Source organism: Variovorax sp. GW821-FHT09D04 (genome assembly GCF_059416405.1).
Genome location: NZ_JBWKPA010000003.1, coordinates 740,722 through 762,080, shown reverse-complemented (window position 1 = coordinate 762,080; position 21,359 = coordinate 740,722). Strand labels below are relative to the sequence as shown.

The 21,359-nt window shown below is 69.2% G+C and carries 23 protein-coding genes; 8 read left to right on the top strand and 15 right to left on the bottom strand.

The features are described 5' to 3' along the window. The first annotated feature begins 124 nt into the window (after window positions 1-124). The 5 genes from AC07O4_RS13910 to AC07O4_RS13890 all read left to right on the top strand — a co-directional run bounded on the left by AC07O4_RS13910 (window position 125) and on the right by AC07O4_RS13890 (window position 6,760). Window positions 125-3,619: a response regulator gene (locus AC07O4_RS13910; RefSeq protein ID WP_495304829.1), complete on the top strand. Its 3,495-nt coding sequence runs from the start codon at window positions 125-127 to the stop codon at window positions 3,617-3,619. A 47-nt stretch (window positions 3,620-3,666) separates the two neighbouring features. Then, window positions 3,667-4,497 carry a CheR family methyltransferase gene (locus AC07O4_RS13905; protein ID WP_062480071.1) on the top strand — a complete coding sequence of 277 codons (831 nt, stop codon included), beginning with the start codon at window positions 3,667-3,669 and terminating at the stop codon, window positions 4,495-4,497. Next, entirely contained in the window at window positions 4,494-5,108 is a 615-nt protein-coding gene (locus AC07O4_RS13900) for a chemotaxis protein CheB (protein WP_307693691.1), read from the top strand. The genes AC07O4_RS13905 and AC07O4_RS13900 overlap by 4 nt, the downstream gene beginning before the upstream one ends. Continuing rightward, entirely contained in the window at window positions 5,098-6,315 is a 1,218-nt protein-coding gene (locus tag AC07O4_RS13895) for a hybrid sensor histidine kinase/response regulator (RefSeq protein ID WP_495304828.1), read from the top strand. The genes AC07O4_RS13900 and AC07O4_RS13895 overlap by 11 nt, the downstream gene beginning before the upstream one ends. 85 nt (window positions 6,316-6,400) lie before the next feature. Next, on the top strand, window positions 6,401-6,760 hold the full coding sequence (locus AC07O4_RS13890) for a response regulator (RefSeq protein WP_095745227.1): 360 nt from the start codon (window positions 6,401-6,403) through the stop codon (window positions 6,758-6,760). A 19-nt stretch (window positions 6,761-6,779) separates the two neighbouring features. Here the strand turns inward: AC07O4_RS13890 and AC07O4_RS13885 are convergent, their stop codons facing one another. From AC07O4_RS13885 to AC07O4_RS13875, 3 genes are all read right to left on the bottom strand, one after another. Then, window positions 6,780-7,010, bottom strand: a complete 231-nt coding sequence (locus AC07O4_RS13885; RefSeq protein WP_070060568.1) for a hypothetical protein — start codon at window positions 7,008-7,010, stop codon at window positions 6,780-6,782. 185 nt (window positions 7,011-7,195) lie between these two features. Beyond that, the gene (locus AC07O4_RS13880) at window positions 7,196-7,543 is read right to left on the bottom strand and encodes a hypothetical protein (RefSeq protein WP_495304827.1); all 348 of its coding nucleotides are present in this window, start codon (window positions 7,541-7,543) and stop codon (window positions 7,196-7,198) included. A 122-nt stretch (window positions 7,544-7,665) separates the two neighbouring features. Further along, window positions 7,666-8,613 carry an adenylate/guanylate cyclase domain-containing protein gene (locus AC07O4_RS13875; RefSeq protein WP_062480056.1) on the bottom strand — a complete coding sequence of 316 codons (948 nt, stop codon included), beginning with the start codon at window positions 8,611-8,613 and terminating at the stop codon, window positions 7,666-7,668. A gap of 331 nt (window positions 8,614-8,944) precedes the next feature. On the opposite strand from AC07O4_RS13875, the gene AC07O4_RS13870 reads away from it, so the two are divergent. After that, window positions 8,945-9,280 carry a hypothetical protein gene (locus tag AC07O4_RS13870; protein ID WP_062480058.1) on the top strand — a complete coding sequence of 112 codons (336 nt, stop codon included), beginning with the start codon at window positions 8,945-8,947 and terminating at the stop codon, window positions 9,278-9,280. Window positions 9,281-9,332: 52 nt separating this feature from the next. On the opposite strand, the gene AC07O4_RS13865 is transcribed toward AC07O4_RS13870, so the two are convergent. The 8 genes from AC07O4_RS13865 to AC07O4_RS13830 all read right to left on the bottom strand — a co-directional run bounded on the left by AC07O4_RS13865 (window position 9,333) and on the right by AC07O4_RS13830 (window position 15,782). Further along, entirely contained in the window at window positions 9,333-10,310 is a 978-nt protein-coding gene (locus AC07O4_RS13865) for an LD-carboxypeptidase (RefSeq protein ID WP_495304826.1), read from the bottom strand. Next, complete coding sequence (gene tadA / locus AC07O4_RS13860; RefSeq protein ID WP_495304825.1) at window positions 10,307-11,422, bottom strand: tRNA adenosine(34) deaminase TadA; 1,116 nt, start codon at window positions 11,420-11,422, stop codon at window positions 10,307-10,309. The genes AC07O4_RS13865 and tadA overlap by 4 nt, the downstream gene beginning before the upstream one ends. Beyond that, the gene (locus AC07O4_RS13855) at window positions 11,412-11,630 is read right to left on the bottom strand and encodes a hypothetical protein (RefSeq protein ID WP_495304824.1); all 219 of its coding nucleotides are present in this window, start codon (window positions 11,628-11,630) and stop codon (window positions 11,412-11,414) included. Before AC07O4_RS13855 ends, tadA begins: the two co-directional genes overlap by 11 nt. A gap of 7 nt (window positions 11,631-11,637) precedes the next feature. After that, window positions 11,638-12,273: an FMN-binding negative transcriptional regulator gene (locus AC07O4_RS13850; RefSeq protein WP_495304823.1), complete on the bottom strand. Its 636-nt coding sequence runs from the start codon at window positions 12,271-12,273 to the stop codon at window positions 11,638-11,640. A 65-nt stretch (window positions 12,274-12,338) separates the two neighbouring features. Beyond that, entirely contained in the window at window positions 12,339-13,037 is a 699-nt protein-coding gene (locus AC07O4_RS13845; protein WP_070060562.1) for an ankyrin repeat domain-containing protein, read from the bottom strand. Next, the gene (locus tag AC07O4_RS13840; RefSeq protein ID WP_056581174.1) at window positions 13,037-13,537 is read right to left on the bottom strand and encodes a GlcG/HbpS family heme-binding protein; all 501 of its coding nucleotides are present in this window, start codon (window positions 13,535-13,537) and stop codon (window positions 13,037-13,039) included. Before AC07O4_RS13840 ends, AC07O4_RS13845 begins: the two co-directional genes overlap by 1 nt. A gap of 116 nt (window positions 13,538-13,653) precedes the next feature. Then, window positions 13,654-14,307 carry a response regulator transcription factor gene (locus AC07O4_RS13835; protein ID WP_062480069.1) on the bottom strand — a complete coding sequence of 218 codons (654 nt, stop codon included), beginning with the start codon at window positions 14,305-14,307 and terminating at the stop codon, window positions 13,654-13,656. After that, entirely contained in the window at window positions 14,304-15,782 is a 1,479-nt protein-coding gene (locus tag AC07O4_RS13830; RefSeq protein ID WP_495304822.1) for a sensor histidine kinase, read from the bottom strand. Before AC07O4_RS13830 ends, AC07O4_RS13835 begins: the two co-directional genes overlap by 4 nt. Window positions 15,783-15,843: 61 nt before the next feature. Here AC07O4_RS13830 and AC07O4_RS13825 point away from each other — a divergent pair, with 61 nt between their 5' ends. Both AC07O4_RS13825 and AC07O4_RS13820 read left to right on the top strand, forming a co-directional pair. After that, window positions 15,844-16,908, top strand: coding sequence for a DUF72 domain-containing protein (locus AC07O4_RS13825; RefSeq protein WP_495304821.1), 1,065 nt, complete (start codon window positions 15,844-15,846; stop codon window positions 16,906-16,908). 10 nt (window positions 16,909-16,918) lie between these two features. Next, window positions 16,919-17,428, top strand: a complete 510-nt coding sequence (locus tag AC07O4_RS13820; protein WP_495304820.1) for a GNAT family N-acetyltransferase — start codon at window positions 16,919-16,921, stop codon at window positions 17,426-17,428. Here the strand turns inward: AC07O4_RS13820 and AC07O4_RS13815 are convergent. Genes AC07O4_RS13815 through cls form a run of 4 tightly spaced genes read right to left on the bottom strand, consistent with a single transcriptional unit; the run spans window position 17,425 to window position 21,305 of the window. Further along, on the bottom strand, window positions 17,425-17,976 hold the full coding sequence (locus tag AC07O4_RS13815) for a GNAT family N-acetyltransferase (protein WP_495304819.1): 552 nt from the start codon (window positions 17,974-17,976) through the stop codon (window positions 17,425-17,427). The two genes, AC07O4_RS13820 and AC07O4_RS13815, sit on opposite strands and share 4 nt — an antisense overlap. Beyond that, window positions 17,963-18,397, bottom strand: coding sequence for a DUF3574 domain-containing protein (locus AC07O4_RS13810; RefSeq protein WP_495304818.1), 435 nt, complete (start codon window positions 18,395-18,397; stop codon window positions 17,963-17,965). Before AC07O4_RS13810 ends, AC07O4_RS13815 begins: the two co-directional genes overlap by 14 nt. A gap of 19 nt (window positions 18,398-18,416) precedes the next feature. After that, complete coding sequence (gene sbcB, locus AC07O4_RS13805) at window positions 18,417-19,856, bottom strand: exodeoxyribonuclease I (protein ID WP_495304817.1); 1,440 nt, start codon at window positions 19,854-19,856, stop codon at window positions 18,417-18,419. Then, window positions 19,857-21,305 carry a cardiolipin synthase gene (gene cls / locus AC07O4_RS13800; protein ID WP_495304816.1) on the bottom strand — a complete coding sequence of 483 codons (1,449 nt, stop codon included), beginning with the start codon at window positions 21,303-21,305 and terminating at the stop codon, window positions 19,857-19,859. Between the last annotated feature and the right edge of the window lie 54 nt (window positions 21,306-21,359).

The following is a 21,359-nucleotide window of genomic DNA, read 5'->3' as shown; positions in this document are numbered from 1 at the left end:
GAATTACAGTATAACGAGCACCGAATGCGGCAATACGTCACACAAATCGGTATCGAGGCCTTCTCCGACAGGTCAAATGATCTTTTTCGGCAAGACTTGACAAGTTTTGCTTACAAATGCATTCATGAAAACCCCCTCCGCGATCGACCCCGTCGAATTCGACCGCCTGCTCAGCCGCAACCTCAAGCTGCCGCTGCTGGGCGGACTGATCGGCGCCGTGGCGTTCGTCGCGCTGATCCTGTATCTGCTGACGAGCCTGAGCTGGGTCGAGCACACCGACCAGGTCACGCGCGCCGCCAGCGAACTGCAGCGCCGCTCCATCGACATGGAAACGGGCATGCGCGGCTTTCTAATCACCGGCGAGGAGAGTTTTCTCGAGCCCTACCAGTCCGCCCTGCCGCGCCTGAAGGCCGACACCGACGCGCTGCGCCGCCAGGTGTCGGACAACCGCCAGCAGGTGGAGCGCGTCGACCGCATCGTCGGCCTGCAGGAGTCGTGGCTGACCTTCGCGCGGGAAATGATCGAGGCGCGGCGCAACGGCATCGATCCGCAGGCCACCGTCCGGCTGGGCCGCGGCAAGCGCCTGACCGACGACCTGCGCGCCGAGTTCACGGCCTTCATGGACACCGAGCAGACGCTGCGCTTCCAGCGCAACACCGAGGCCAACCGCACGAGCTGGTGGGTGGTCGGGCTGTTCCTTCTGTTCACGCTGGTGTACTCCGGCCTGGTGGCGTTCTTCGGCCGCCGGCAGCTGATGCGCCTGTCCGACAGCTACGACGTGGTGCTGCGCGAGCAGGCGGCCCACGCCGAGCGGCTGTCGCAGGAGGCCTGGCTGCGCAATGCGCAGACCGAGCTGGTGGGCGAGCTGGTCGGCGAACTCAGCGCGCCGGACATGGGCCGCAAGATCCTGGCATTTTTCTCGCGCCACCTGGGCAGCTCGGTCGGTGCGCTCTATGTGCGTGAACGCCACGGCCCGCTGCGCCGCGCCGCGAGCTATGGTTTCTCGAGCGAGGCCGAAGCCTCGCCGCAGGTGTTCTCCCCCACCGAAAGCCTGGTCGGCCAGGCGGCGGCCGAGCAGCGCCGCATGCTGATCGACCCGGTGCAGGCCGATTACCTGAAGGTCAACTCCGGCCTGGGCGAGATGGCGCCCAAGGCCGTGCTGCTGCTGCCGGTGGCGGCCGACGGCGCCGTCAACGGTGTGCTCGAACTCGGCCTGCCGGGCACGCCCGACGCGCGCAGCGAGCAACTGTTCGACCTCGTGGCCGACGACATCGGCACCTCGCTGGCGGCGGCGCGCTACCGCGAGCAATTGCAGGACGTGCTGGCCGAAACGCAGCAGCTCAACGAGGAGCTGCAGGTGCAGCAGGAAGAGCTGCGCACCGCCAACGAAGAGCTCGAAGAACAATCGCGCGCCCTGCGCGCCTCGCAGGCCATGCTGGAGAACCAGCAGGCCGAGCTGGAACAGACCAACAGCCAGCTGTCGGAACGCACCGAAGCACTCGACCAGCGCAACACCGCGCTGCGCCGCGTGCAGCGCGACCTGGAAGACCGCGCCGACGAGCTGCAGCGCGCCAGCCGCTACAAGTCGGAGTTCCTGGCGAACATGTCGCACGAGCTGCGCACGCCGCTGAACAGCGCGCTCATCCTGGCCAAGCTGCTGGGCGACAACCCGCAGGGCAACCTGTCGCTGGAGCAGGTGAAGTTCGCGGAATCGATCTACGCCTCGGGCAACGACCTGCTGGTGCTGATCAACGACATCCTGGACATCGCCAAGGTCGAGGCCGGCAAGCTCGAGCTGGTGCCCGAAGAGGTGCCGCTCGACAAGCTGGCCCAGAGCCTGGAAAGCACCTTCCGACCGCTCGCGACCGACAAGAACCTGGAGTTCCGCCTGGAGCTGCGGCCCGACGCGCCGGCCCTGCTGGTCACCGACCGCCAGCGCGTGGAGCAGATCCTGAAGAACCTGCTGTCGAACGCGATCAAGTTCACCGAGCGTGGCGAAGTGGCGCTCACGGTGTCGGCCACGGCCGACGGCGGCGCCGCCTTTGCGGTGCACGACTCGGGCATCGGCATCGACCCGCAGCAGCACGAGCTGATCTTCGAGGCCTTCCGCCAGGCCGACGGCACCACCAGCCGGCGCTACGGCGGCACCGGGCTGGGCCTGTCGATCTCGCGCGACCTCACGCAGCTGCTGGGCGGCTCGCTGACGGTGAAGAGCGAAGCCGGCCAGGGCAGCACCTTCACGCTGCAGCTGCCGCCGCGCGCGCCGCAGACCTCGCCCGCACCGGCCACGCCCGTGGGCACGCTGCGTTCGGTGTCGACGTCTTCGCATGCGCCCGCCGTGCTGTCGCCCCCGCCGCTCGCACCCCCTGCCCCGGCGCCCGTGGTGCCGGCCCCGCGCTTCGCGGACGACCGCTCGATTCCGCGCGACCAGGTGCGCCGCGTGCTGGTCATCGAGGACGAGCCGCAGTTCGCCCACATCCTGTACGACCTGGCGCACGAGCTGGGCTACCGCTGCCTGGTGGCGCACGGCGCGGCCGACGGCTTCGAGCTGGCCACGCAGTTCGTGCCCGACGCGATCCTGCTGGACATGCGCCTGCCCGACAGCACCGGCCTGGACGTGCTGCAAAAGCTCAAGGACTCGCCGCACACGCGCCACATCCCGATCCACGTGGTCTCGGCCGCCGACAACGCGCAGGCCGCGGCGCTGCACATGGGCGCCATCGGCTTCGCGCTGAAGCCGGCCACGCGCGAGGAGCTGACCAAGGTGTTCGGCCGGCTGGAAGAAAAGCTCACGCAGAAGGTCAAGGTCGTGCTGCTGGTGGAAGACGACGCCTTGCAGCGCGAGAGCGTGATCCGGCTGATCGGCGACGACGACATCGAGATCGTCGCGGTCGGCTCCGGCGAGGAGGCGCTGGCGCTGCTGCGCACGCGCGTGTTCGACTGCATGATCACCGACCTGCGGCTGCCCGACATGCAGGGCAGCGAGCTGCTCAAGGCCATGGCGGCGGAAGAGATCGTGTCGTTCCCGCCGGTCATCGTCTACACCGGGCGCAACCTCACGCGCGACGAGGAGACGGAGCTGCAGCGCTACTCGCGCTCGATCATCATCAAGGGCGCGCGCTCGCCCGAGCGGCTGCTCGACGAGGTGACGCTGTTCCTGCACAAGGTGGAGGCCTCGCTGTCCAGCGAACGCCAGGGCATGCTGAAGACGGCGCGCGGGCGCGACCGCATCTTCGAGGGCCGCACCATCCTCCTGGTGGACGACGACGTGCGCAACATCTTCGCGCTCACCAGCGCGCTGGAGCAGCGCGGCGCCACGGTCGAGATCGGGCGCAACGGCCGCGAGGCGCTGGAGCGGCTGGACCAGGTCAGCGAGATCGACCTCGTGCTGATGGACGTGATGATGCCGGAGATGGACGGCCTGGAAGCCACGCGCCACCTGCGCGCCGACCCGCGCTTCGCGAAGATGCCGGTGATCGCCATCACCGCCAAGGCCATGAAGGACGACCGCGACCAGTGCCTGGCCGCGGGCGCCAGCGACTACCTGGCCAAGCCGGTCGACCTGGAGCGCCTGTTCTCGCTGTTGCGCGTGTGGATGCCGAAGATGGAGCGCCTGTGACCCGCAAGCCCCTGCCCGCCGCGCTGCAGGACCCGGCCACCGCCCCTATGCAGCCCCAGCCGCTGAGCGACACCGAGATCGAGCTGCGCCTGCTGATGGAGGCCATCTACCTCAAGTACAGCTACGACTTCCGCAACTACACCACCGCCTCGCAGAAGCGCCGCGTGCTGTATGCGCTGGAGCAGCTCGAGCTGCCCAGCATCTCGGCGCTGCAGGACCGCGTGCTGCGCGACGCGGCGCTGTTCGGCCAATTGCTGCAGTTCCTGACCATTCCCGTGAGCGAGATGTTCCGCGACCCGGCGTACTTCCTGGCGCTGCGCCGGCATGTGGTGCCGATCCTGCACACCTACCCCTCGGTCAAGGTGTGGGTGGCGGGCTGCAGCACGGGCGAAGAGGTGTTCTCGCTGGCCATCCTGCTGCGCGAGGAAGGCCTGCTCGAACGCACGCAGATCTACGCCACCGACATCAACCCGGCCTCGCTCGAAAAGGCGCGCCAGGGCATCTTTCCGCTCGAGGCGATCCGCGGCTACACGGCCAACTACCAGCGCGCGGGCGGCCTGAGCGCGTTCTCCGACTACTACACCGCCGCCTACGAGGCCGCGCGCTTCGACCCCTCGCTGTGCGCCGACGTGATCTTTGCCGACCACAGCCTGGCCACCGACAGCGTGTTCGCCGAGACGCAGCTGGTGTCGTGCCGCAATGTGCTGATCTACTTCAACCGCCAGCTGCAGGACCGCGCGCTCGGGCTGTTCCACGAGTCGCTGTCGCACCGCGGTTTTCTCGGCCTGGGCTCCAAGGAAAGCATCGACTTCTCGGGTTATGCCGACCGCTTCGACGCCCACGCGCGCGCCGAGCGCATCTACCGCAAGGTCGCATGAAGCGCGCCGGCACGCAGCACCGTCCGTTTCCGGTTCGCCGCGTCGAAGCCGTGGTGCTCGGCGCCTCGGCCGGCGGCATCGACGCGCTCAGCGCGGTGCTCGACGGCCTGCCGGCCAACTGGCGCATTCCGATGGCGGTGGTGCTGCACCTGCCCGAATCGCACGAGAGCCACCTCGCCGAGATCTTCGCGCAGCGCCTGCCGATTCCAGTGCACGAGGCGCTCGACAAGATGCCGCTGGTGGACGGCTGCCTGTACTTCGCGCCGCCGGGCTACCACCTGTCGATCGAGCGCGGGCGCCGCTTTTCATTGAGCTGCGAGCCACCCGTGCTGTTCTCGCGCCCGTCCATCGACGTGCTCATGGCCTCGGCCGCCGACGCCTACGGGTCGTCGGTGGCCGGTTTTCTCATGACCGGCGCCAACGAGGACGGCGCCGAAGGCCTGCTGCGCATCCACCGCGCCGGCGGACTCACCGCCGTGCAAGACCCGAAAGAAGCCCTGGTTCCCACCATGCCCCTCGCTGCCATTGCGCGCCACGCCCCCGACCACGTGCTTCGGCTGCGCGACCTGCGCATCCTGCTGCAGCTACTGGAGCCCGCCCATGCCCATTGAGGTCGAAAGCAAGCTGCTGATCGTCGACGACCTGCCCGAGAACCTGCTGGCGCTCGAGGCGCTGATCCGCGCGCCCGGGCGGCTGGTGTACCGCGCCGGTTCTGCCGAGGCCGCGCTGGCACTGCTGCTGGAGCACGAATTCGCGCTCGCCATCGTCGACGTGCAGATGCCCGGCATGAACGGCTTCGAGCTGGCCGAGCTGATGCGCGGCACCGAGCGCACGCGGCACATCCCGATCATCTTCGTGAGCGCCGCCGGGCGCGAGATGAACTACGCCTTCCAGGGCTACGAAAGCGGCGCGGTCGACTTCCTGCACAAGCCGCTCGATCCGCACGCGGTGGTCAGCAAGGTGAGCGTGTTCGTCGACCTGCACCAGCACCGCAAGGCGCTGCGCCACGAAATGGAATCGCTGGCCGCCGCGCACCGCAAGCAGGAAGAGCTGGTGCAGCAGCTGCAGCACACGCAGCGCGAGCTGGAGCGCGCGGTGCGCATGCGCGACGACTTCATGTCGATGGTGTCGCACGAACTGCGCACGCCGCTGAACACGCTCTACCTGGAGGCGCAGCTGCGGCAGCTGCACCTGTCCAAGGGCAAGCTCGACAGCTTCTCGCCCGAGAAGCTGCCCACCATGATCGAGCGCGACCAGCGGCAGATCCGCAACATGGTGCGGCTCATCGACGACATGCTCGACGTGACGCGGCTGCGCCGCGACGCGCTGTCGATCCAGACCAAGCCGGTCGACCTGGCCGAGCTGGCCCGCGCCGTGGTCGACAACCTGCGCCACCAGGCCGAGGCCGCGGGCTGCACCATCAGCCTGGACGCGCCCCCGGCGCTGCGCGGCGTGTGGGACGAGTTCCGCATCGAACAGGTGCTGACCAACCTCCTGACCAACGCGCTGCGCTACGGCGGCGGCAAGCCGGTCGAGATGACGGTGCGCCAGGACGGCGACCACGCGGTCGTGAGCGTGCGCGACCAGGGCATCGGCATCTCGCCCGAGGACCACCAGCGCATCTTCGAGCAGTTCGAACGCACCGACGTCAGCCGCAAGCACGCGGCCGGCCTGGGCCTGGGGCTGTACATCACGCACAAGATCGTCAGCCTGCATGCGGGCCGCATCGGCGTGGAGAGCACGCCGGGCCACGGCGCGCGCTTCTTCGTCGAGCTGCCGCTGCAGCCGCCGCCTGCCACGGCCGACACCGGGAAGTAACAAACAAGGCCTCTGTTACGGATTCCGGTAGGCGCAGCGTCGATACTGCGGGATCGCAATCAATGGATGCCGAGAGAAAACAACTGTGAATGTGCTGATCGTCGACGACAACGAGGCCGCGGCCGACCTGCTGCGGGAGCTGCTGACGCTGCAGGATCACACCGCCCGCTGCACCTACACGGCGCAACAGGCGCTGGACGCAGCGGCCGGCGAGCGCTTCGATGCGGCGCTGATCGACCTCACCCTGCCCGACTTCCCGGGCACCGAGGTGGCGCGCCGGCTGCGTGCCACCGCCGCCGAGGGCACGCCGCGGCTGCTGGTGGCAATTTCCGGTTTTTCGGAACGGGACGCGGCGAATGCGGCGCCGGGCGAGGTGCTGTTCGACCACCACCTGCAAAAGCCCATCGACATCGGGGCGCTCGAGCGCATCCTCGCGCCCAGCTGACCCGGCCTTCTATCGCCCTTCAGCGCATCGCGCGGTAGCGGTAGAGGCGAAAACCTTCCTTCTGGATGAAGCCGCTGGGCTCCCAGCCGCGTGCGAGCGCGCGGTCGGTGATCTGCGCCATCTGCAGGCCGATGCTGTCCTGGAGGTTGTCCCCCACGGCCAGCTCGAACTTACGGAGTTCGCCGTCCAGGGCCTCCACCGCCGCAATGGCGGCCTCGACATCGGTGAAAGGCCGAACGCTGGTCTGCATTTTTTGTCGCTCCTTCGGCACTCTGCGCGCCTGTTGAACGATCCAAGGCAAGTGTCATGCCCCGGGCCCGAACCCTCCCGCAGGCATGAAATGAATTCTTTGATCTTACAAATGTGACTGAATGTGACGTTTTCGTCAGAGTTCACGCCAAGAATTGGCATGCCTGCAAGCTTGCGGGTGGCCGGTCAATCGCGGTCGTCATCCTCGTCGTCATCGTTCGGCGCACGGTAGGGATAGCCGGGACCGTAGTACAGGCGCCCGCGCGGCGGGACGTAGATCGGGGCCGGCCGGTAGTACACGGGCGGCGGGCGGTAGTAGGCCCGCGGCGGTGGCGGTTCGTAGTAGATCGGGGCCGGATAGCCGTAGACGGGCGGCGGCACGTAGTACGGCGGCGCGTAGACCGCGCCGGGCGTGCCGATCTGCACCGACCAGCTCGTGCGCGCGCTGGCGGCACCCGTGGCGAGCAGCGCGCCGGCGGCGATCGCGGCGACGGCGGCCCATCTGAAAACGGAAGAATCACTTGGGGAATGCATGGTGGCTCCAGGCCTGGCGCGAACGGCGCCGGCGTGGTCCTGCAACGCCACATGTCCCTGCGTGGTGCACCTCGAAGCGCACCAGCTGGTTGCCAAACGTGAACGGGATTCCCAGTCGGCCTTCAGTTCACGATGGCCCGACGCGACAGCATCACGTCGTCGCCCGTCGTGTTGAAGGCGATGGTCGGCGCGCTGAAATCGCTCAGCGGCGCGCCCAGGCCGATCTCGCCGCGGCCGTGCAGCACGCACTCGTCGCGCCGCAGCGCGATCTCGTGGCTCGGCCCGCCGTTGCCGTGGAAGCGCACCCAGGTGCCGTAGGTGCTGACGTCGATCAGCACGCAACTGCCCTGCCGCTCCTCGATGCGCGCATGCAGCCGCGACACGCGCGGATCGTTGACCACGAACTGCGCGTCGCCCACGCGACCCAGGTGAATGGGCAGCTGGTCAATGCGGAACATCGAGCGCACGTCGAGCCACGCGAGTTCGATGCGGCCGAAGGTGGAATCGGGCAGGCGCGCCGGCAGCAGCGCGGCCGGCACTGTGAGAAAGCTGGTCAGGTCTTCCTGCCAGTCGATGCGGTGGACGATCGACATCTCGGTGCGCCCGCGGATGCTGATCGGCCCGAGGTCGCGGTGCTGCACGGCGCCTTCATGCAGTTGCTGGATCACCGCCTCGGTAACCCAGATCTGGCCGGGGCCGGCCAGGTCGCTCAGGCGCGAGGCCAGGTTGACGGCGTCGCCGAAGCAGTCGCCCTCGACCTCGACCACATCACCGCTGGCCACGCCGATCTGCAGCGCCATGCGCAGCGGCACGGGCCAGCCGGCCAGGCGTTTCTGGTGGTAGCGCTGCAGCTCGATGACCGCGTGCGTGGCGGCGGCGCCGCTGGTGAAGATGGCGAACACGCCGTCGCCGAGCGATTTCACGACCCGGCCGCCGTGGGCCTCGCACACACGTCCGATCCATTGGGTCAGCCGCGTCACGGTCTCGGTGGCACGTGCATTCCCCATGGCCTCGAAGACCCTGGTACTTCCGGTCAAGTCCGCGAAAACGACTGTGGAATTGACACCCATACTGTTTTTTCTTGGCGGCAAGCGCTGGTTATGTTGCTCTGGACCTTTCGCCGCTCCTGCGAGAAGTTTCCCCGACATGCGCCTTCACATGCAAGGAACGATCCGCAGAAGCTTCTTGTTGACGCTGCATCGACGGGGCCAGCTTGGCGCATCGTGCAGATGAATGCCAAAGTTTTTTAATACTTTTGCGCTCAAAATTCAAATGACAACAAAAGAGACCGCTAAAGCTTGTTGTTTGCAAACAAGAAACGGTGTTTCACATCTTGTGTCCCGGCGAACTGAGGCTTAAGGTAGCGACCGTCTCAGCTCCCGGCAATACGCTTTTCGTGACATGCTGCTCTTTCGCCGTCTTTTTCAGCTCCTGAACGTACCCGGCCTGGGCTCGCGGCAGGTTGCGGAAAGTCAGCTCGGGCGCATCCGTACGGCGATGCTGTCGGTGCTCCAGGGCCGCGGTGGCCAATCGATCCAGCGCGTCAGCCAACGCGTGCGCTTTGCGGTCGATGTCGAGACCCTCTGGTACCTGCGTCAGGACGTGATGGTCGCGTTGAGCGCCATCGATGGCGAATCGGCCGCGCGGCGCCAGATGAAAGAAATCAACAGCATGTTCAAGGGCGGCCTGCCCGGCTCGATGGGCCCGCGCGTCCATCAGCGTTTCACCAACCAGTGATGTCCTGATCGGCCGGCATCGCAGCGGCACCGGTGGCCGCCTGCGTGCTGGCTCAATGGTCGTGGCCGTGATGGTCGTGACCGTGGTGAGCATGGTCATGGTGGCCATGCCGATGGCCCCACACCAGGAACACGTCGCGCCCCTCGGCGGCCAGCGCCACCTTCGCCCCCACCGGCAGCAGCACCTTGGTCTGCACATGCCCGAACGGCAAGCCGGCAATCACCTGCACCTTCTTCAGGCTTGAACGCAGCCGGTCGATCACCGTGTTCATGCCGAAGCCGCGGTCGTAGCCGGCGATGTTGCGCACGCCCGTGAACTGGCCGAACACGACGGCCTTCTGGCGCGCCAGCACGCCAGCGAGCTTCAGCTGGTCGAGCATGCGTTCGACGCGGTACGGGTGCTCGTTGGTGTCCTCGATGAAGAGCACGCCCTTGTCGACCACCGGAAAGTACGGCGTGCCCAGCAGGCTGGTCAGCACGCAGAGGTTGCCGCCCCAGAGCACGGCGTCTTCGATCGGCTTGACCTTGAGCTCGGCGTCGCGTGCCGGCATGCGCCAGCCGGTGCCTTCGCCCTGCCCGCTCAACAGGTCGTCGAAGCAGGCTTCCATGATGTCGTCGGCACCACCTTCGGCGCCGAAGTCTTCGCCGACCGCAGGGCCCGACCAGGTGACGGCGCCGTTCTTGGCCAGCAGCGCGTTCTGCAGGGCCGTGAAGTCGCTGCAGCCCACGAACTCGGTGCCCTTGTCGATGGCCTTGGCCAGCGCCTTGTACGGCAGCGCGTCGAGGATGCGCGTGAGGCCGTAGCCGCCGCGCGCGATCAGCGCCACGTCGGCGCCGCTGGCGGCCGCGCGCGAGATGGCGGCGAGCCGGGTGGCGTCGTCGCCCGCGAAACGCTGGTGCGCCGAGAGCGCGGCTTCATCGACTTCGACTTCATGGCCCAGGGCCTTCAGCCGCGCCACGCCGCGCCGGAAGGCGGCCTTGTCACGGATGGCACTGGAGGGGGAATAGATGTAGATATGTTTGGACGTCACGTCGTCGAGTATCCCATTGCGTCCCGGATCTGCCGGGCCAGGGGGGCGGCCTGCGCGGTGGTCGGCCCGCCCGATGCGGCACGCGGACCGAGCGCGCGCAGCGCGGCTTCGTAGCCACGGTCGGGGAACGGCGCGCGCCAGGCGTCCTTGGCGCGCACGCCGCTGTCGGGTGCAACGAGCGTCGCGCTGAAGCGGCCCGGCGCCGCCGTTTGCAGCAGCGCGGCCAGTTCGCCGCCTGCCTCGCTGTGCACCAGCGCGAGCGGTTCGGGATGGACCTGGTCGAGCCACGCCAGCAGCACGTCGCGATGCCATTCGAGCTGGTGCGTGGCTTCTCGCTTGGGCTTGTCGCTCTTGCCGAAGCCGATCAGGTCGGGCACCAGCGTGCGCAGGCCGGGCGTGCCGACAAGATGGCGGAAGAAGTAACCCCACTCGCCCGGGCCATGCAGGCACAGGCAATCGGCCACGCGGCCATCGCTGCCGGCCGGGCCGGTCTCGTCGATCCAGTGCAGGCGCCAGCCCTGCAGGACCGGCAGGTCCTGCGCGTGATGCGGCGCGAATTCGAAATCGATGAGCGGGGCAAAGCGTTCAGCAGGCGTGCGCAAGGCATCGTCGCGCAGCGGCTCGGCCTGCGCGCGCGCGGCGCTGCGGCGTTGCTGGAAGAAGCGCTGCAACAACGCACTGCAGTCGTCGGCCAGCACGCCGCCCTGCACGCGCGTGTGATGGTTCAGCTTCGGCTCGGCGAACAGATCGAGCACCGAGCCCGCGGCGCCGGTCTTGGGGTCGGCGGCGCCGAACACCACGCGCGCCAGCCGCGAATGCAGCATCGCGCCCGCGCACATCGCGCAGGGCTCGAGCGTGACGAAGAGCTCGCAGCCGTCGAGCCGGTAGTTGCCGAGCGCGGCGGCGCCGGCGCGCAATGCATTGATCTCGGCGTGCGCGCTCGGGTCGTGCTGCGCCACCGGCGTGTTGCGGCCGGTCGCGATCACCTGCCCATCCTTCACCAGCACCGCGCCCACCGGCACCTCGCCCGCGTTGGCTGCGCGCTGCGCTTCCTGCAGCGCGAGCGCCATCCAGTGCGCGTCCGATGTCGATGCGGCCGGCTCAGTTGTCATCGGGCATCTTGCGGGCCTGGGCCGCGGCGTCGAGGGCGTCCTTGACCTGTTGCTGGACCTGCTGCGCCTGCGTGCGCGCATCGACAGCCGCCGGGGCCGACGCGCCGGGTGCGGTCGGTTGTTTGGCGATGGCGGTGCGGGAGAGTTGCTGCTTCGCCAGCAGCCCGACCACCACCAGCGCGAGCACGAGGCCGATCAAACCGAACATCCGCATCTCAGCGCGCCTCCGGTGCGACGGCCATGCCGAGCCGGTCCATCCATACGGCCAGCGCCTGCTCGTCGGCCGAGCCGGCGCGGTAGACCTCGCGCATCGCCGCATGCGATTCGGGCCGGTGCTGGTTGAGCTTGATCTTGCATTGCAGCGCCGTCACGTGCAGCTCGAAGCCCATGATGCCGGCGAGCATCTTGCGCTGGAACTCTTCGCCGAGGTCCTTCCATTGCTGGGCGTAGGCCGGCTCGTGGTCGCCGATGAGCTTCTTGAGCAGCGAGTCCTTGGCCTCGGGCGTTTCGACGAGCCGGGCTTCGACGGTGCAATGGACCGCGAGGTAGTTCCACGTCGGCACGCGCGCCAGGTCGGGATAGACCGAAGGCGACAGGTAGGCGTGCGGCCCCTGGAAGACCACGACCGCGCGCGGCCGCGCCTGCAGGTAGCGCCAGTGCGGGTTGGGCTTGGCGCAATGCCCCAGCAGCACCAGCGCATCGCCCTCGCGCTGCTCGGCCACGATGGGCAGGTGCGTGACGAAGGGCAGGCCCTCGTCGTCGTTCGAGATCAGGTTGGCAAAGGGGTGGTCGCGCATGAGGCCCAGCGCGACGGCCGGGTCCTTGGCGTTGAACTGCGGAGGCATGTACATGGGGCGGGTTCCTCGTGGGGAGGTCCGATTGTCCCCGAGTCGCCCCCGGCTTGCGGTGCAGCAGGCTACTTGGCGCGTGCCGCTTCGAGCTGCTTCACCATCGCCGTGTAGCCGCGCGCCTTGGCGAGCTGCAGCGGCGTGAGGCCCTGGCGGTCGGCCAGTTGCAGGTTGGCGCCGCCGGCGATCAGCGCGGCCAGCGTGCGCTGGTGGCGGGCGCCACCGTCGCCGAGCACGATCGATTCGATCACCGCCGTCCAGTGCAGGTTGTTCACGTGGTCCAGCGGCGCACCGGCCGCGACCAGCCGGCGCACGACCTCGTCGTGCCCCAGGTGCGCGGCGGCGATCAATGCGGTGCCGTCGTAGCGGCTGGTGACCTGCCCGGGCTTGGCGCCCAGTTGCAGCAGCAGCGTGAGCGTGGTCACGTCGTCGGCCACGGACGCGATGGTCACGGCGTCGTAGCGGTCGTCTTCGAGCAGGTCGATGTTCGCGCCCGCCTTGGCGAGCAGCGTCACGGCGTCGCGCTGGCGTGCGTAGGTGGCGACCTGCAGCGGCGTGCGGCCGCGCGCGTCGCGCACATCGAGGCTGGCGCCGGAGGCGATCAGGCTCTTGAGCTTGGGCAGGTCGCCGTGCCAGGCGGCGCGATGCAGGCCCTCGTAGGCCAGCACTTCGGCGGCCAGCGGCGGCACCTGGGCCGCCGCGCCGGGCGCGGCGCTCCAGCCGATCGCGGCGGCGAGCACCGCCGACCAGAGACCGCGCGCCGTCATCAGAGCTGGCCCTTGACCTTCTCGAGCGCGGCGTTGGCGCACTGCTCGTCGAGGTGGCCGCCGGGCGCACCGCCCACGCCCACGGCGCCGATCACTTCGTTGCCCGACTTGATCGGCACGCCGCCGCCCAGCAGCAGGAAGCCCGGCAGGTACACGAGGTTGGCGGCGCCGGGGTTCTTCTGGGCGCCTTCCATCATGGCTTGCGTGGGGCTCTTGGCCGAAGCCGAGGTCCAGGCCTTGCGTTCGCTCGACGACAGCGTGTGCGGGCCGGCGTTGTCGGCGCGCTGCACGGCGCGCACGGTGCCGGCGCGGTCGACCACGGTGGCGGCCACGTTGTAGCCGTTGGCGGCGCAGGCGGCCACGGTTTCTGCGGCGATCTGGTTGGCCAGCGCGAGCGAGATGTTCTTCTCGGTGCGAACAGCGGGGGCCGGCGTCTGGGCCTGGGCGACGGAAGCAGCGAGCAGAACGGCGAGGCCGCCAACGCGGATGATCGATTGCATGTGTTGTTTCTCCAGTGATGAGAGGGTTCGTGCCGGCCTGTGCCGACCACGGTGTCACTGTAAAAAATACGGTCCGCTGCAACCATTCGTACGGCTACGCCCGGCACTCCGTAGAACTACGGAGCGCCCTCTTCTCCCGCATCCGACGCCAGCACGGCATAGCGCCGGATCAGCTGCGCCAGCGAGTCGCAATCGAGCTTGGCGAACAGGTTGGCGCGGTGGGTCTCGACGGTGCGCGGCGACAGCGCCAGCACGCGCGCGATCTCCTTGTTGGTGAGCCCCTGCACGATGAAGGCCAGCACCTCGCGCTCGCGCTCCGACAGCTGCGCCACCCGCTCGCGCGCGGCGTTGTCGGCCTGCGAGCGCTCGCGCGTGCGCACGTGCTGGCGCACGGCCTGCTGCAGGGCTTCGAGCAGCTGCTCGTCGTCCACCGGCTTCTCCAGGAACTCGGCCGCGCCGGCCTTGAAGGCGCGGCGGCACATCTCGACCGTGCCGTGGCCGGTCAGCATGATCACGGGCTGGTCGACGCCCTGCGCCACCAGCCGGTCGAGCACCGTGAGCCCGCTGATGCCGGGCATGCGCACGTCCAGCACGATGGCGCCGACGCTCGCGCGGTCGAAGCCGTCGATGAAGGCCTGTGGATCGGCCCAGCCCTGCACGCGCAGGCCGACGGTGCCGATCAGCAGCGACAGGCTGTCGCGCACGGCCTGGTCGTCGTCGATCAGGTGGATCAGGGGCGATTGGGGCTGGTCGGCGGTCAACGTGTTCATGTCGAAGGTGCCACCAGTGGCAGCAGCAAGGTGAAGCGCGCACCGCGCGGCGAGGCGTTGGCGGCGCTCAGGCTGCCGCCCATGCCGCTGGCCAGCGTTTCGCTCAGGCTCAGGCCGAGGCCCAGGCCGCCTTCGCGCGTGCTGAAGAAGGGTTCGAACAGGCGCGGCAGCGCCTCGGGCGCGATGCCGCGGCCGTTGTCGGTGACGGTCAGCACGCCCTCCTCGCCGTTGCGCCCAACCGAGACCACGAGGCGCCGCTCGGCGGCGGGCACGAGGTCCAGCGCCTGCATCGCGTTCATCAGCAGGTTGTGCACGATCTGCTCCAGCGCCACGGCCTCGGCCTGCACGCGCACGGGCGCCTGCGCGCTGGCGTCGAACTGGGCCGCCACGCCGTGGCGCGCGAACTCGGGCGCCAGCAGGTGCATGGCGCTACGCACCACCTCCTGCAGCACCAGCGGCTTCACGTCGCCGCCGGCCTCGGGGCGCTCGATGACGCGGCGCAGTCGACCGACCACGCCGGAGGCGCGGCGGGCCTGCTCGACGGCCTGCCCCATCGCGTCGCGCGCGGTGGCGAGGTCGGGCGGGTCGTCGTCGAGCAGGCGGCGCGCGGCCTGGGCGTTGGCCAGCACGGCCGTGAGCGGCTGGTTGAGTTCGTGCGCCAGCCCGGCCGACAGCTCGCCCAGCGCATTGAGCCGCGCCACCTGGCCCAGGCGCAGCAGCTCTTCGGCGCGGCGCCGTGCGATGCGCTGGCGTTGCGCGGCCCACAGGCCCGCCAGCAGCAGCGCCATCGCCACCGCCCAGCCGCCGATGGTGCGCCACGGCAGCTCGGCCCAGCCGACCTGGCGCTCGGCCACCAGCTCGAAAGGCTGGCTCGGCGACGCCAGCTCCTTGCTCAGGCTGTAGCGCCAGCCATGCGCGGCCGATTGGCCGTGTTGCAGCACCAGTTGCTGGCCGTCGCGCTGCAGGACCAGTCGCACGGGACTGCGCTGCGGGTTCATCGGCCAGTCGCGCCAGGGCACCGAGCCGACGAGGTCGATCTCGAGCGCATAGCTCAGCGGCTCCGAGCCGATCACGAGCTGGTAGCGGCCATGCGCGAGGTCGAGCACGGCCAGGTCGGCGCGGCGCTCGGCGCGCGAACGGGCCTCTGCCGCGGCCAGCGCGTCGGCGTGCTCGGCATCGGGCCAAGGCTCGTCGGCCGCGCGCCGCTGCACGCGCAGGATCGACGAATACACCGACGGCAGGCGCCGCTCGGGGTAGTCGGCGCCGGCGTTGGGCTCCAGCAAGGCGAGCGTGGCCAGCACGGCGTCGTACTGCACCACCTGCTGGCTCATGAGGCGGTGCGCGATGCGCGCGTCGGTCTCGAAATCCTGCTGGAGCCGGGTCAGCTCGGCGCGCGCGAACCACACGGCGCCGGCGGCCGTGAGCACCCCCCACGCCAGCCACCAACCGCCCCGCGTACGCAACCACTGTGTCATGGCGCGGATTGTGCCCGGCGCCGACGGGCCTCCCCGCTTGGCCGAAAATGCCGACCCAGACATGGCTGACGTGCAGGACTCCCTCTTTTCCGACCTCCCCGAACTTCCGCGCCCGGCTGAAGCGGCCGACGCGCCGCCGCCTTCGCCGAAGAAGCCGCGCGGCGCCACCGTGAAGCCGGTGACCCCCGATGCGGCCCTGGTCGCCCTCGCCGCCGAGTTGCCGCCGCAGCTGCGCCTGGGCACCTCGTCGTGGAGCTACCCGGGCTGGGCCGGCCTGGTCTGGGACGGCGACTACGCCGAAACCGTGTTGTCGAAGAACGGCCTGTCGGCGCTCGCCCAGCACCCGCTGCTGCGCACCGTGAGCCTGGACCGCAACTTCTACCGCGCCCTCACGGCCAGCCAGTACGCGCGCTACGCGGCCATGGTGCCCGACGACTTCCGCTTCGTCGTGAAGGCCCCGAGCCTGGTGACCGACGCCACCGTGCGCGACGAAAGCGGTCGCGGCACGCAGGCCAACCCGGTGTTCCTGAGCCACGAGATCGCGCTGCAGGAGTTCGTGCAGCCGGCACTCGACGGGCTGGGCCACCGCATCGGCGCGCTGGTGTTCCAGCTGAGCCCGATCCCCGCGCACCTGCTGGCCGACCAGCCCGCACTGATCGCACGCATCGGCGCGATGCTGGCGGCGATGCCCGACCTGAAGCCAACCGCACCCGACGCCGTGCTCGCCGTCGAGGTGCGCGACCCGCAGTTGCTGTGCCCCGCCTTCGCCGACATGCTGCGCAGCGTGGGCGCGACCTTCTGCATGGGCCTGCACGCGAAGATGCCGCCCATCGAGGACCAGCTGCCGATGCTGCGCGCCCTGTGGCCCGGGCCGCTGGTGTGCCGCTGGAACCTGCACCGCCGTCACGGCCGCTTCGGCTACGAAGACGCCGAAAAACTGTACGGCCCCTTCGACAAGGTGCTCGACCCCGACCCGGAAACCCGCGCCGCGCTGGCCAAGGTGATTGCCGGCACCACGGGCGCCGGGCAGAACGCCTTCGTCACCGTGAGCAATAACGCCGAAGGCTGCGCGCCGCTGACCATCGCCTCGCTGGCGCAGGACATCGTCGACCGGATCTCCCGCTAGGACGCACGCCATGCCTTCGATCTCGTTCCGGCCCCTGCAATCCACGGATTTCGCGATGCTCCACGACTGGCTGTGTCGCCCGCACGTGGCCGAATGGTGGACGCCCGTGCCGACGCTCGCCGAGGTCGAGGCCGACTTCACGCCGATGCTGGCGGCCGAGTCGCCCGACCGCGGCTACATCGCACTGCGCGACGGGCAGCCCTTGGGATTCATCCAGTCGTACGTCGTGATGGGTTCGGGCGACGGCTGGTGGGAAGACGAACGCGACCCGGGCGCGCGCGGCATCGACCAGTTCCTCGCGAAGGCCGAGCAGTTGAATCGCGGGCTCGGCAGCGCGATGGTGCGCGCCTTCACGGACCAGCTGTTCGCCGACCCGGCGGTGACGCGCATCCAGACCGATCCGTCGCCACGCAACGCCCGCGCGATCCGCAGCTACGCCAAGGCCGGCTTCCACGCGCTCGGCGAAGTGACCACGCCCGACGGGCCCGCGCTGCTGATGGTGCGCGAGCGCGACGCCTAAGCCGCAGGCGGTGCGGCCTCGAGGTCGCACCACATGTGGACCTTCGACGAGAACGCGCCATCGAGCACGGTGGCCATCGGCTCGATGCCGAAGACCTGGAAGCCGCAGCGCTCGTACAGCGCCTGCGCCGGGCGGTTGCCTTCGGTCACCGTCAGCTGCACCACGCGCACGCCATCGAGCGCACGTGCATGCGCGAGCAAGGCCCGCACGAGTTGTCGCCCGGCGCCCGCGCGCCGCGCCGGTTCCGCGACCACCATGCCGAACAGGCTCGCCTTGTGGCGCGTGCGCTGCCGCGATTCGCGGCCCAGCCCCGCCGCGCCAACCAGTACGCCGGTGGCATCGAAGGCGCCGTACACCACCTCGGCCGCATCGGCGTCCGTGCGCAGGCGCGTCTCCCACCAGGCCGGCGGCAGGCTGGCGCGCTCCTCGACCGTGGACGTGAACGCCTCGGGATGCCGCGCGTAGGCGTCGAGCATCAGCGCGCGGTAGGCCGGCCCGTCGGCGGGAATCAGCCGGCGAACGGTAGGAGCCGCTTCAGAAACGGGCACAAACGGACTGCCTTTCCTGCAACACCGCCTCTTGCGCGAAGCGCTGGCGGTAGGTATCGATCAACGCGGTGATGGCCGCGTCGGCCTTCGCGTCGCGCGGGTGCAGCAGCACGACCAGCTTCGACGGCTCGCGCACCACCTGCCCCGACGTGCCGCGCCACTGGCCGGCCGCGTCGAGCACGGTGAAGCCTTGCGGAAAGGCCGGCGTGACACGGGTGTCGAGAAAGTCGGCCCAGTCGGCGTCGGACACCTGGCCGCCCGTGGGGATGGCGCGGCCGAAATAGAGGGTGTCGCGCTCGAAGGCTTCGAAGCCTGCGGTGCAATGGCCGGACGGCCCAGCGGCGCACCCTGCAAGCACCGCAGCGGCCAGCGCGCCCGCCATGCCTGCGCGAAACAGCCTGTGGCGGGCGACGTTGTTCATACCAGCTCTCGGTCTTGGTTCAGGCCTCGGGCGCGATCGACTCGGCGTACTCGTACAGCGCGCCCAGGATTTCCTCGCCGCGCTCGTCGGCGTTCTCGGACAGCGCATCGACTTCGCTGAACAGCGCCTCGATGGTGCGCGCCCCGCCCTCGCCCTTGAACAGGCGCGCCACGCGCAGCGCTTCCCAGCGCTCGGCGTCTTCCTCGTTCAGCGACTCGGGCCAGTTGCGCGCGCGGTAGCGGAAGAGGATTTCTTCGAGCCGCCCGTCGTCGAAGGCCACGCGCTCCTTGGCGAGCCCCTCGGGCGACAGCCCGCGCAGCTGGTTCAGGCGCCGGCGGTCGCCGTTGCCGACAAAGCCGCCGTAGAGGTCTTCATCGACATCGGGCGTCGCCTCCTTCGGACGGGAAAAGACCTGCGACCAGATCGCGCTCATGTCGGGCAGGTCGCGCGCAATGGCGGCGTGGCGCATGGCGGTGTCCATGTCGACACCCCAGCGCTCGGCCATGGCCGGTGCCAGCGTGCGCAGGTTGCCGACCACCATCGGCGACTTGTTCAGGTGCACGCTCTTCATCGGCAGCCGCGTCATGCCTTCGGGCAGGTCGGCGGTGCGCGTGAACAGGCGCAGGCGCAGCGTCTCGGCGTCGAGGTCGCGCAGTTCGCTCGGGTCCTGCGACAGGTCCCAGGCCAGCAGTTCGTTCTTGTTGGTCGGGTGGCTGGCCAGCGGCCACATCACGGCCAGGCAGCCGCGCTCGACGGGGAACATGCCCGACACATGCAGGAAGGGCTTGGCGGTCTCGCGCATCGCGGGCAGGCCGAGCTCCATCGCCACGCGGTCCTTCTTGTGCAGGCCGAAGGCGAAGTCGAAGAGCTTGGGCTGCTTGTCGCGGATGAGCCGCGCCAGCGCGATGGTGGCGCGCACGTCGGACAGCGCATCGTGCGCCGACTCGTGCAGCAGGCCGTTGGCACGCGCCAGGTCTTCGAGCTTGAAGCTGGGCTTGCCGTCTTCCTTCTTCGGCCATTCGATGCCGTCAGGGCGCAGCGCATACGTGAGGCGCACCACGTCGAGCAAGTCCCAGCGGCCGCAGTCGTTCTGCCATTCGCGCGCATACGGATCGATGAGGTTGCGCCAGAACAGGAAGCGCGTGACCTCATCGTCGAAGCGGATGGTGTTGTAGCCCACGCCGATGGTGCCGGGCTGCGAGAAGGCCTGCTCGATGTGGGCCGCGAACTCGTGCTCGGGAATGCCGCGCTCCAGGCAGACCTGCGGCGTGATGCCGGTGATCAGGCAGGCCTCGGGGCTGGGCAGGTAGTCCGGCGCGGGCTTGCAATAGATCATCAGCGGCTCGCCGACTTCGTTGAGCTCGGCGTCGGTGCGGATGGCGGCGAACTGCGAGGGGCGGTCGCGGCGCGGCACGGCGCCGAAGGTTTCGTAGTCGTGCCAGAGAAAGGTGTGGTTCATTCAGAGCAAGGGAGAAAACAGTCGCGCAATGGCATCGCCGAGGCGGCGCCAGAAAGTCTGCGGGCGGTGGGCGCGCACGGCGCCGGAGCTGTGCAGGTCGGTTTCGAATTGCGCCGCCAGCGGCTGGGTCAGCGCGGGTCCGTAGACCACGGCGCAGACCTCGAAGTTGAGCCGGAAGCTGCGGTTGTCGAAATTGGCGGTGCCGATCATCGCGCAATGGTCATCGACGACCAGCGTCTTGGAGTGCAGCATGCGTTCCTTGTACTCCCAGATCTTGACGCCCGCGGCGATCAGCTCGTCGAAGTACGAACGCGCGGCGGCGCTCACGATGGCCGAGTCGCTGCGGCGCGGCACGAGCAGCCGCACGTCGACACCGCGCAGCGCCGCGCTGGTCAGCGCCATCAGCGCGGGCTCGCCCGGCACGAAGTACGGCGTGGTGAGCCAGGCCCGGCGCGTGGCCGAATGGATGGCCTCGACGTGCATGCGGTGGATGGCCTCGAAGGCGTTGTCGGGGCCGCTGGTGACGATCTGCACCGGGATGTCGCCCGCCTCCACCTGGGGCAGCAGCGCGTCCAGGACGGCGTCCGAGCGGTGCTGCTTTTCGCCGGTGGCGTAGCTCCAGTCCTCGAGGAAGGTGGTCTGCAGCCAGCGCACCGCACTGCCTTCGATGCGCACGTGCACGTCGTGGTACGCGTCCTTGGGGTTGGTGCGCTTGTCTTCCTCGTCGGTGATGTTCACGCCGCCCGTGAAGCCCACGCGGCCGTCGCACACCACGATCTTGCGGTGGGTGCGGTAGTTGGTCACGGGGCGCAGGCGCCGGCCGATCTTGGTGTCGTGGAACAGCGCCACTTCCACGCCCGCCGCGTGCATCGGCGCCATGAACTTGCGGCCGATGCGCTTGGAGCCGAGCGCGTCGAGCAGCAGGCGCACCCGCACGCCGGCCTGCGCGCGCTCAACCAGCAGGTCGCGCAGCGCGGTGCCGATGCGGTCGGGCTCGAAGATGTAGTACTCGAGGTGGATGTGGTCGCTCGCCGCGCGCACGGCCTCGAAGATGGCGTCGAAGGTGCGCGCGCCGCCCGACAGCAGCTCGACGCCCGTGGCGCTCGACACCGGCAGGCCGCAGGCGGCGGTGCCCAGTCGGGCCATCTGCTGCAGCGCCGGTGGCGCATGCTGCGAGGCGTCACGCAGCCGCGCCAGGTCGGCCTGCGCATGGGCGTTCGCGCGGTTGCGCAGGCGCTTGAGCCGCTGCTTGCGCAGCCGCTGCGGCCCCAGGAAGTAATAGACGATGAAGCCCGCGAACGGCAGCAGCGCCAGCGACAGGATCCAGCTCATGGTGGACACCGGCGCGCGCTTTTGCATCACGATCCAGATCGACAGCACGGCGATGTAGCCGCTCCACGCCAGGGAGAGGCCGGTTTTCCATTCGTGGCTGAGTTCGGGGAGGATCAAGGCAAAAGCGGTTGAAGGCGGAGTGTTTTCGGCCGGCCCAAAGAAAAAGGCCAG

Coding starts and splice junctions, on each gene's coding strand:
- AC07O4_RS13910 (WP_495304829.1), top strand. CDS start 125: ATGAAAACCCCCTCCGCGATCGACCCCGTCGAATTCGACCGCCTGCTC.
- AC07O4_RS13905 (WP_062480071.1), top strand. CDS start 3,667: ATGCAGCCCCAGCCGCTGAGCGACACCGAGATCGAGCTGCGCCTGCTG.
- AC07O4_RS13900 (WP_307693691.1), top strand. CDS start 4,494: ATGAAGCGCGCCGGCACGCAGCACCGTCCGTTTCCGGTTCGCCGCGTC.
- AC07O4_RS13895 (WP_495304828.1), top strand. CDS start 5,098: ATGCCCATTGAGGTCGAAAGCAAGCTGCTGATCGTCGACGACCTGCCC.
- AC07O4_RS13885 (WP_070060568.1), bottom strand. CDS start 7,010: ATGCAGACCAGCGTTCGGCCTTTCACCGATGTCGAGGCCGCCATTGCG.
- AC07O4_RS13880 (WP_495304827.1), bottom strand. CDS start 7,543: ATGCATTCCCCAAGTGATTCTTCCGTTTTCAGATGGGCCGCCGTCGCC.
- AC07O4_RS13875 (WP_062480056.1), bottom strand. CDS start 8,613: ATGGGTGTCAATTCCACAGTCGTTTTCGCGGACTTGACCGGAAGTACC.
- AC07O4_RS13870 (WP_062480058.1), top strand. CDS start 8,945: ATGCTGCTCTTTCGCCGTCTTTTTCAGCTCCTGAACGTACCCGGCCTG.
- tadA (WP_495304825.1), bottom strand. CDS start 11,422: ATGACAACTGAGCCGGCCGCATCGACATCGGACGCGCACTGGATGGCG.
- AC07O4_RS13855 (WP_495304824.1), bottom strand. CDS start 11,630: ATGTTCGGTTTGATCGGCCTCGTGCTCGCGCTGGTGGTGGTCGGGCTG.
- AC07O4_RS13850 (WP_495304823.1), bottom strand. CDS start 12,273: ATGTACATGCCTCCGCAGTTCAACGCCAAGGACCCGGCCGTCGCGCTG.
- AC07O4_RS13845 (WP_070060562.1), bottom strand. CDS start 13,037: ATGACGGCGCGCGGTCTCTGGTCGGCGGTGCTCGCCGCCGCGATCGGC.
- AC07O4_RS13840 (WP_056581174.1), bottom strand. CDS start 13,537: ATGCAATCGATCATCCGCGTTGGCGGCCTCGCCGTTCTGCTCGCTGCT.
- AC07O4_RS13835 (WP_062480069.1), bottom strand. CDS start 14,307: ATGAACACGTTGACCGCCGACCAGCCCCAATCGCCCCTGATCCACCTG.
- AC07O4_RS13830 (WP_495304822.1), bottom strand. CDS start 15,782: ATGACACAGTGGTTGCGTACGCGGGGCGGTTGGTGGCTGGCGTGGGGG.
- AC07O4_RS13825 (WP_495304821.1), top strand. CDS start 15,844: ATGGCTGACGTGCAGGACTCCCTCTTTTCCGACCTCCCCGAACTTCCG.
- AC07O4_RS13820 (WP_495304820.1), top strand. CDS start 16,919: ATGCCTTCGATCTCGTTCCGGCCCCTGCAATCCACGGATTTCGCGATG.
- AC07O4_RS13810 (WP_495304818.1), bottom strand. CDS start 18,397: ATGAACAACGTCGCCCGCCACAGGCTGTTTCGCGCAGGCATGGCGGGC.
- sbcB (WP_495304817.1), bottom strand. CDS start 19,856: ATGAACCACACCTTTCTCTGGCACGACTACGAAACCTTCGGCGCCGTG.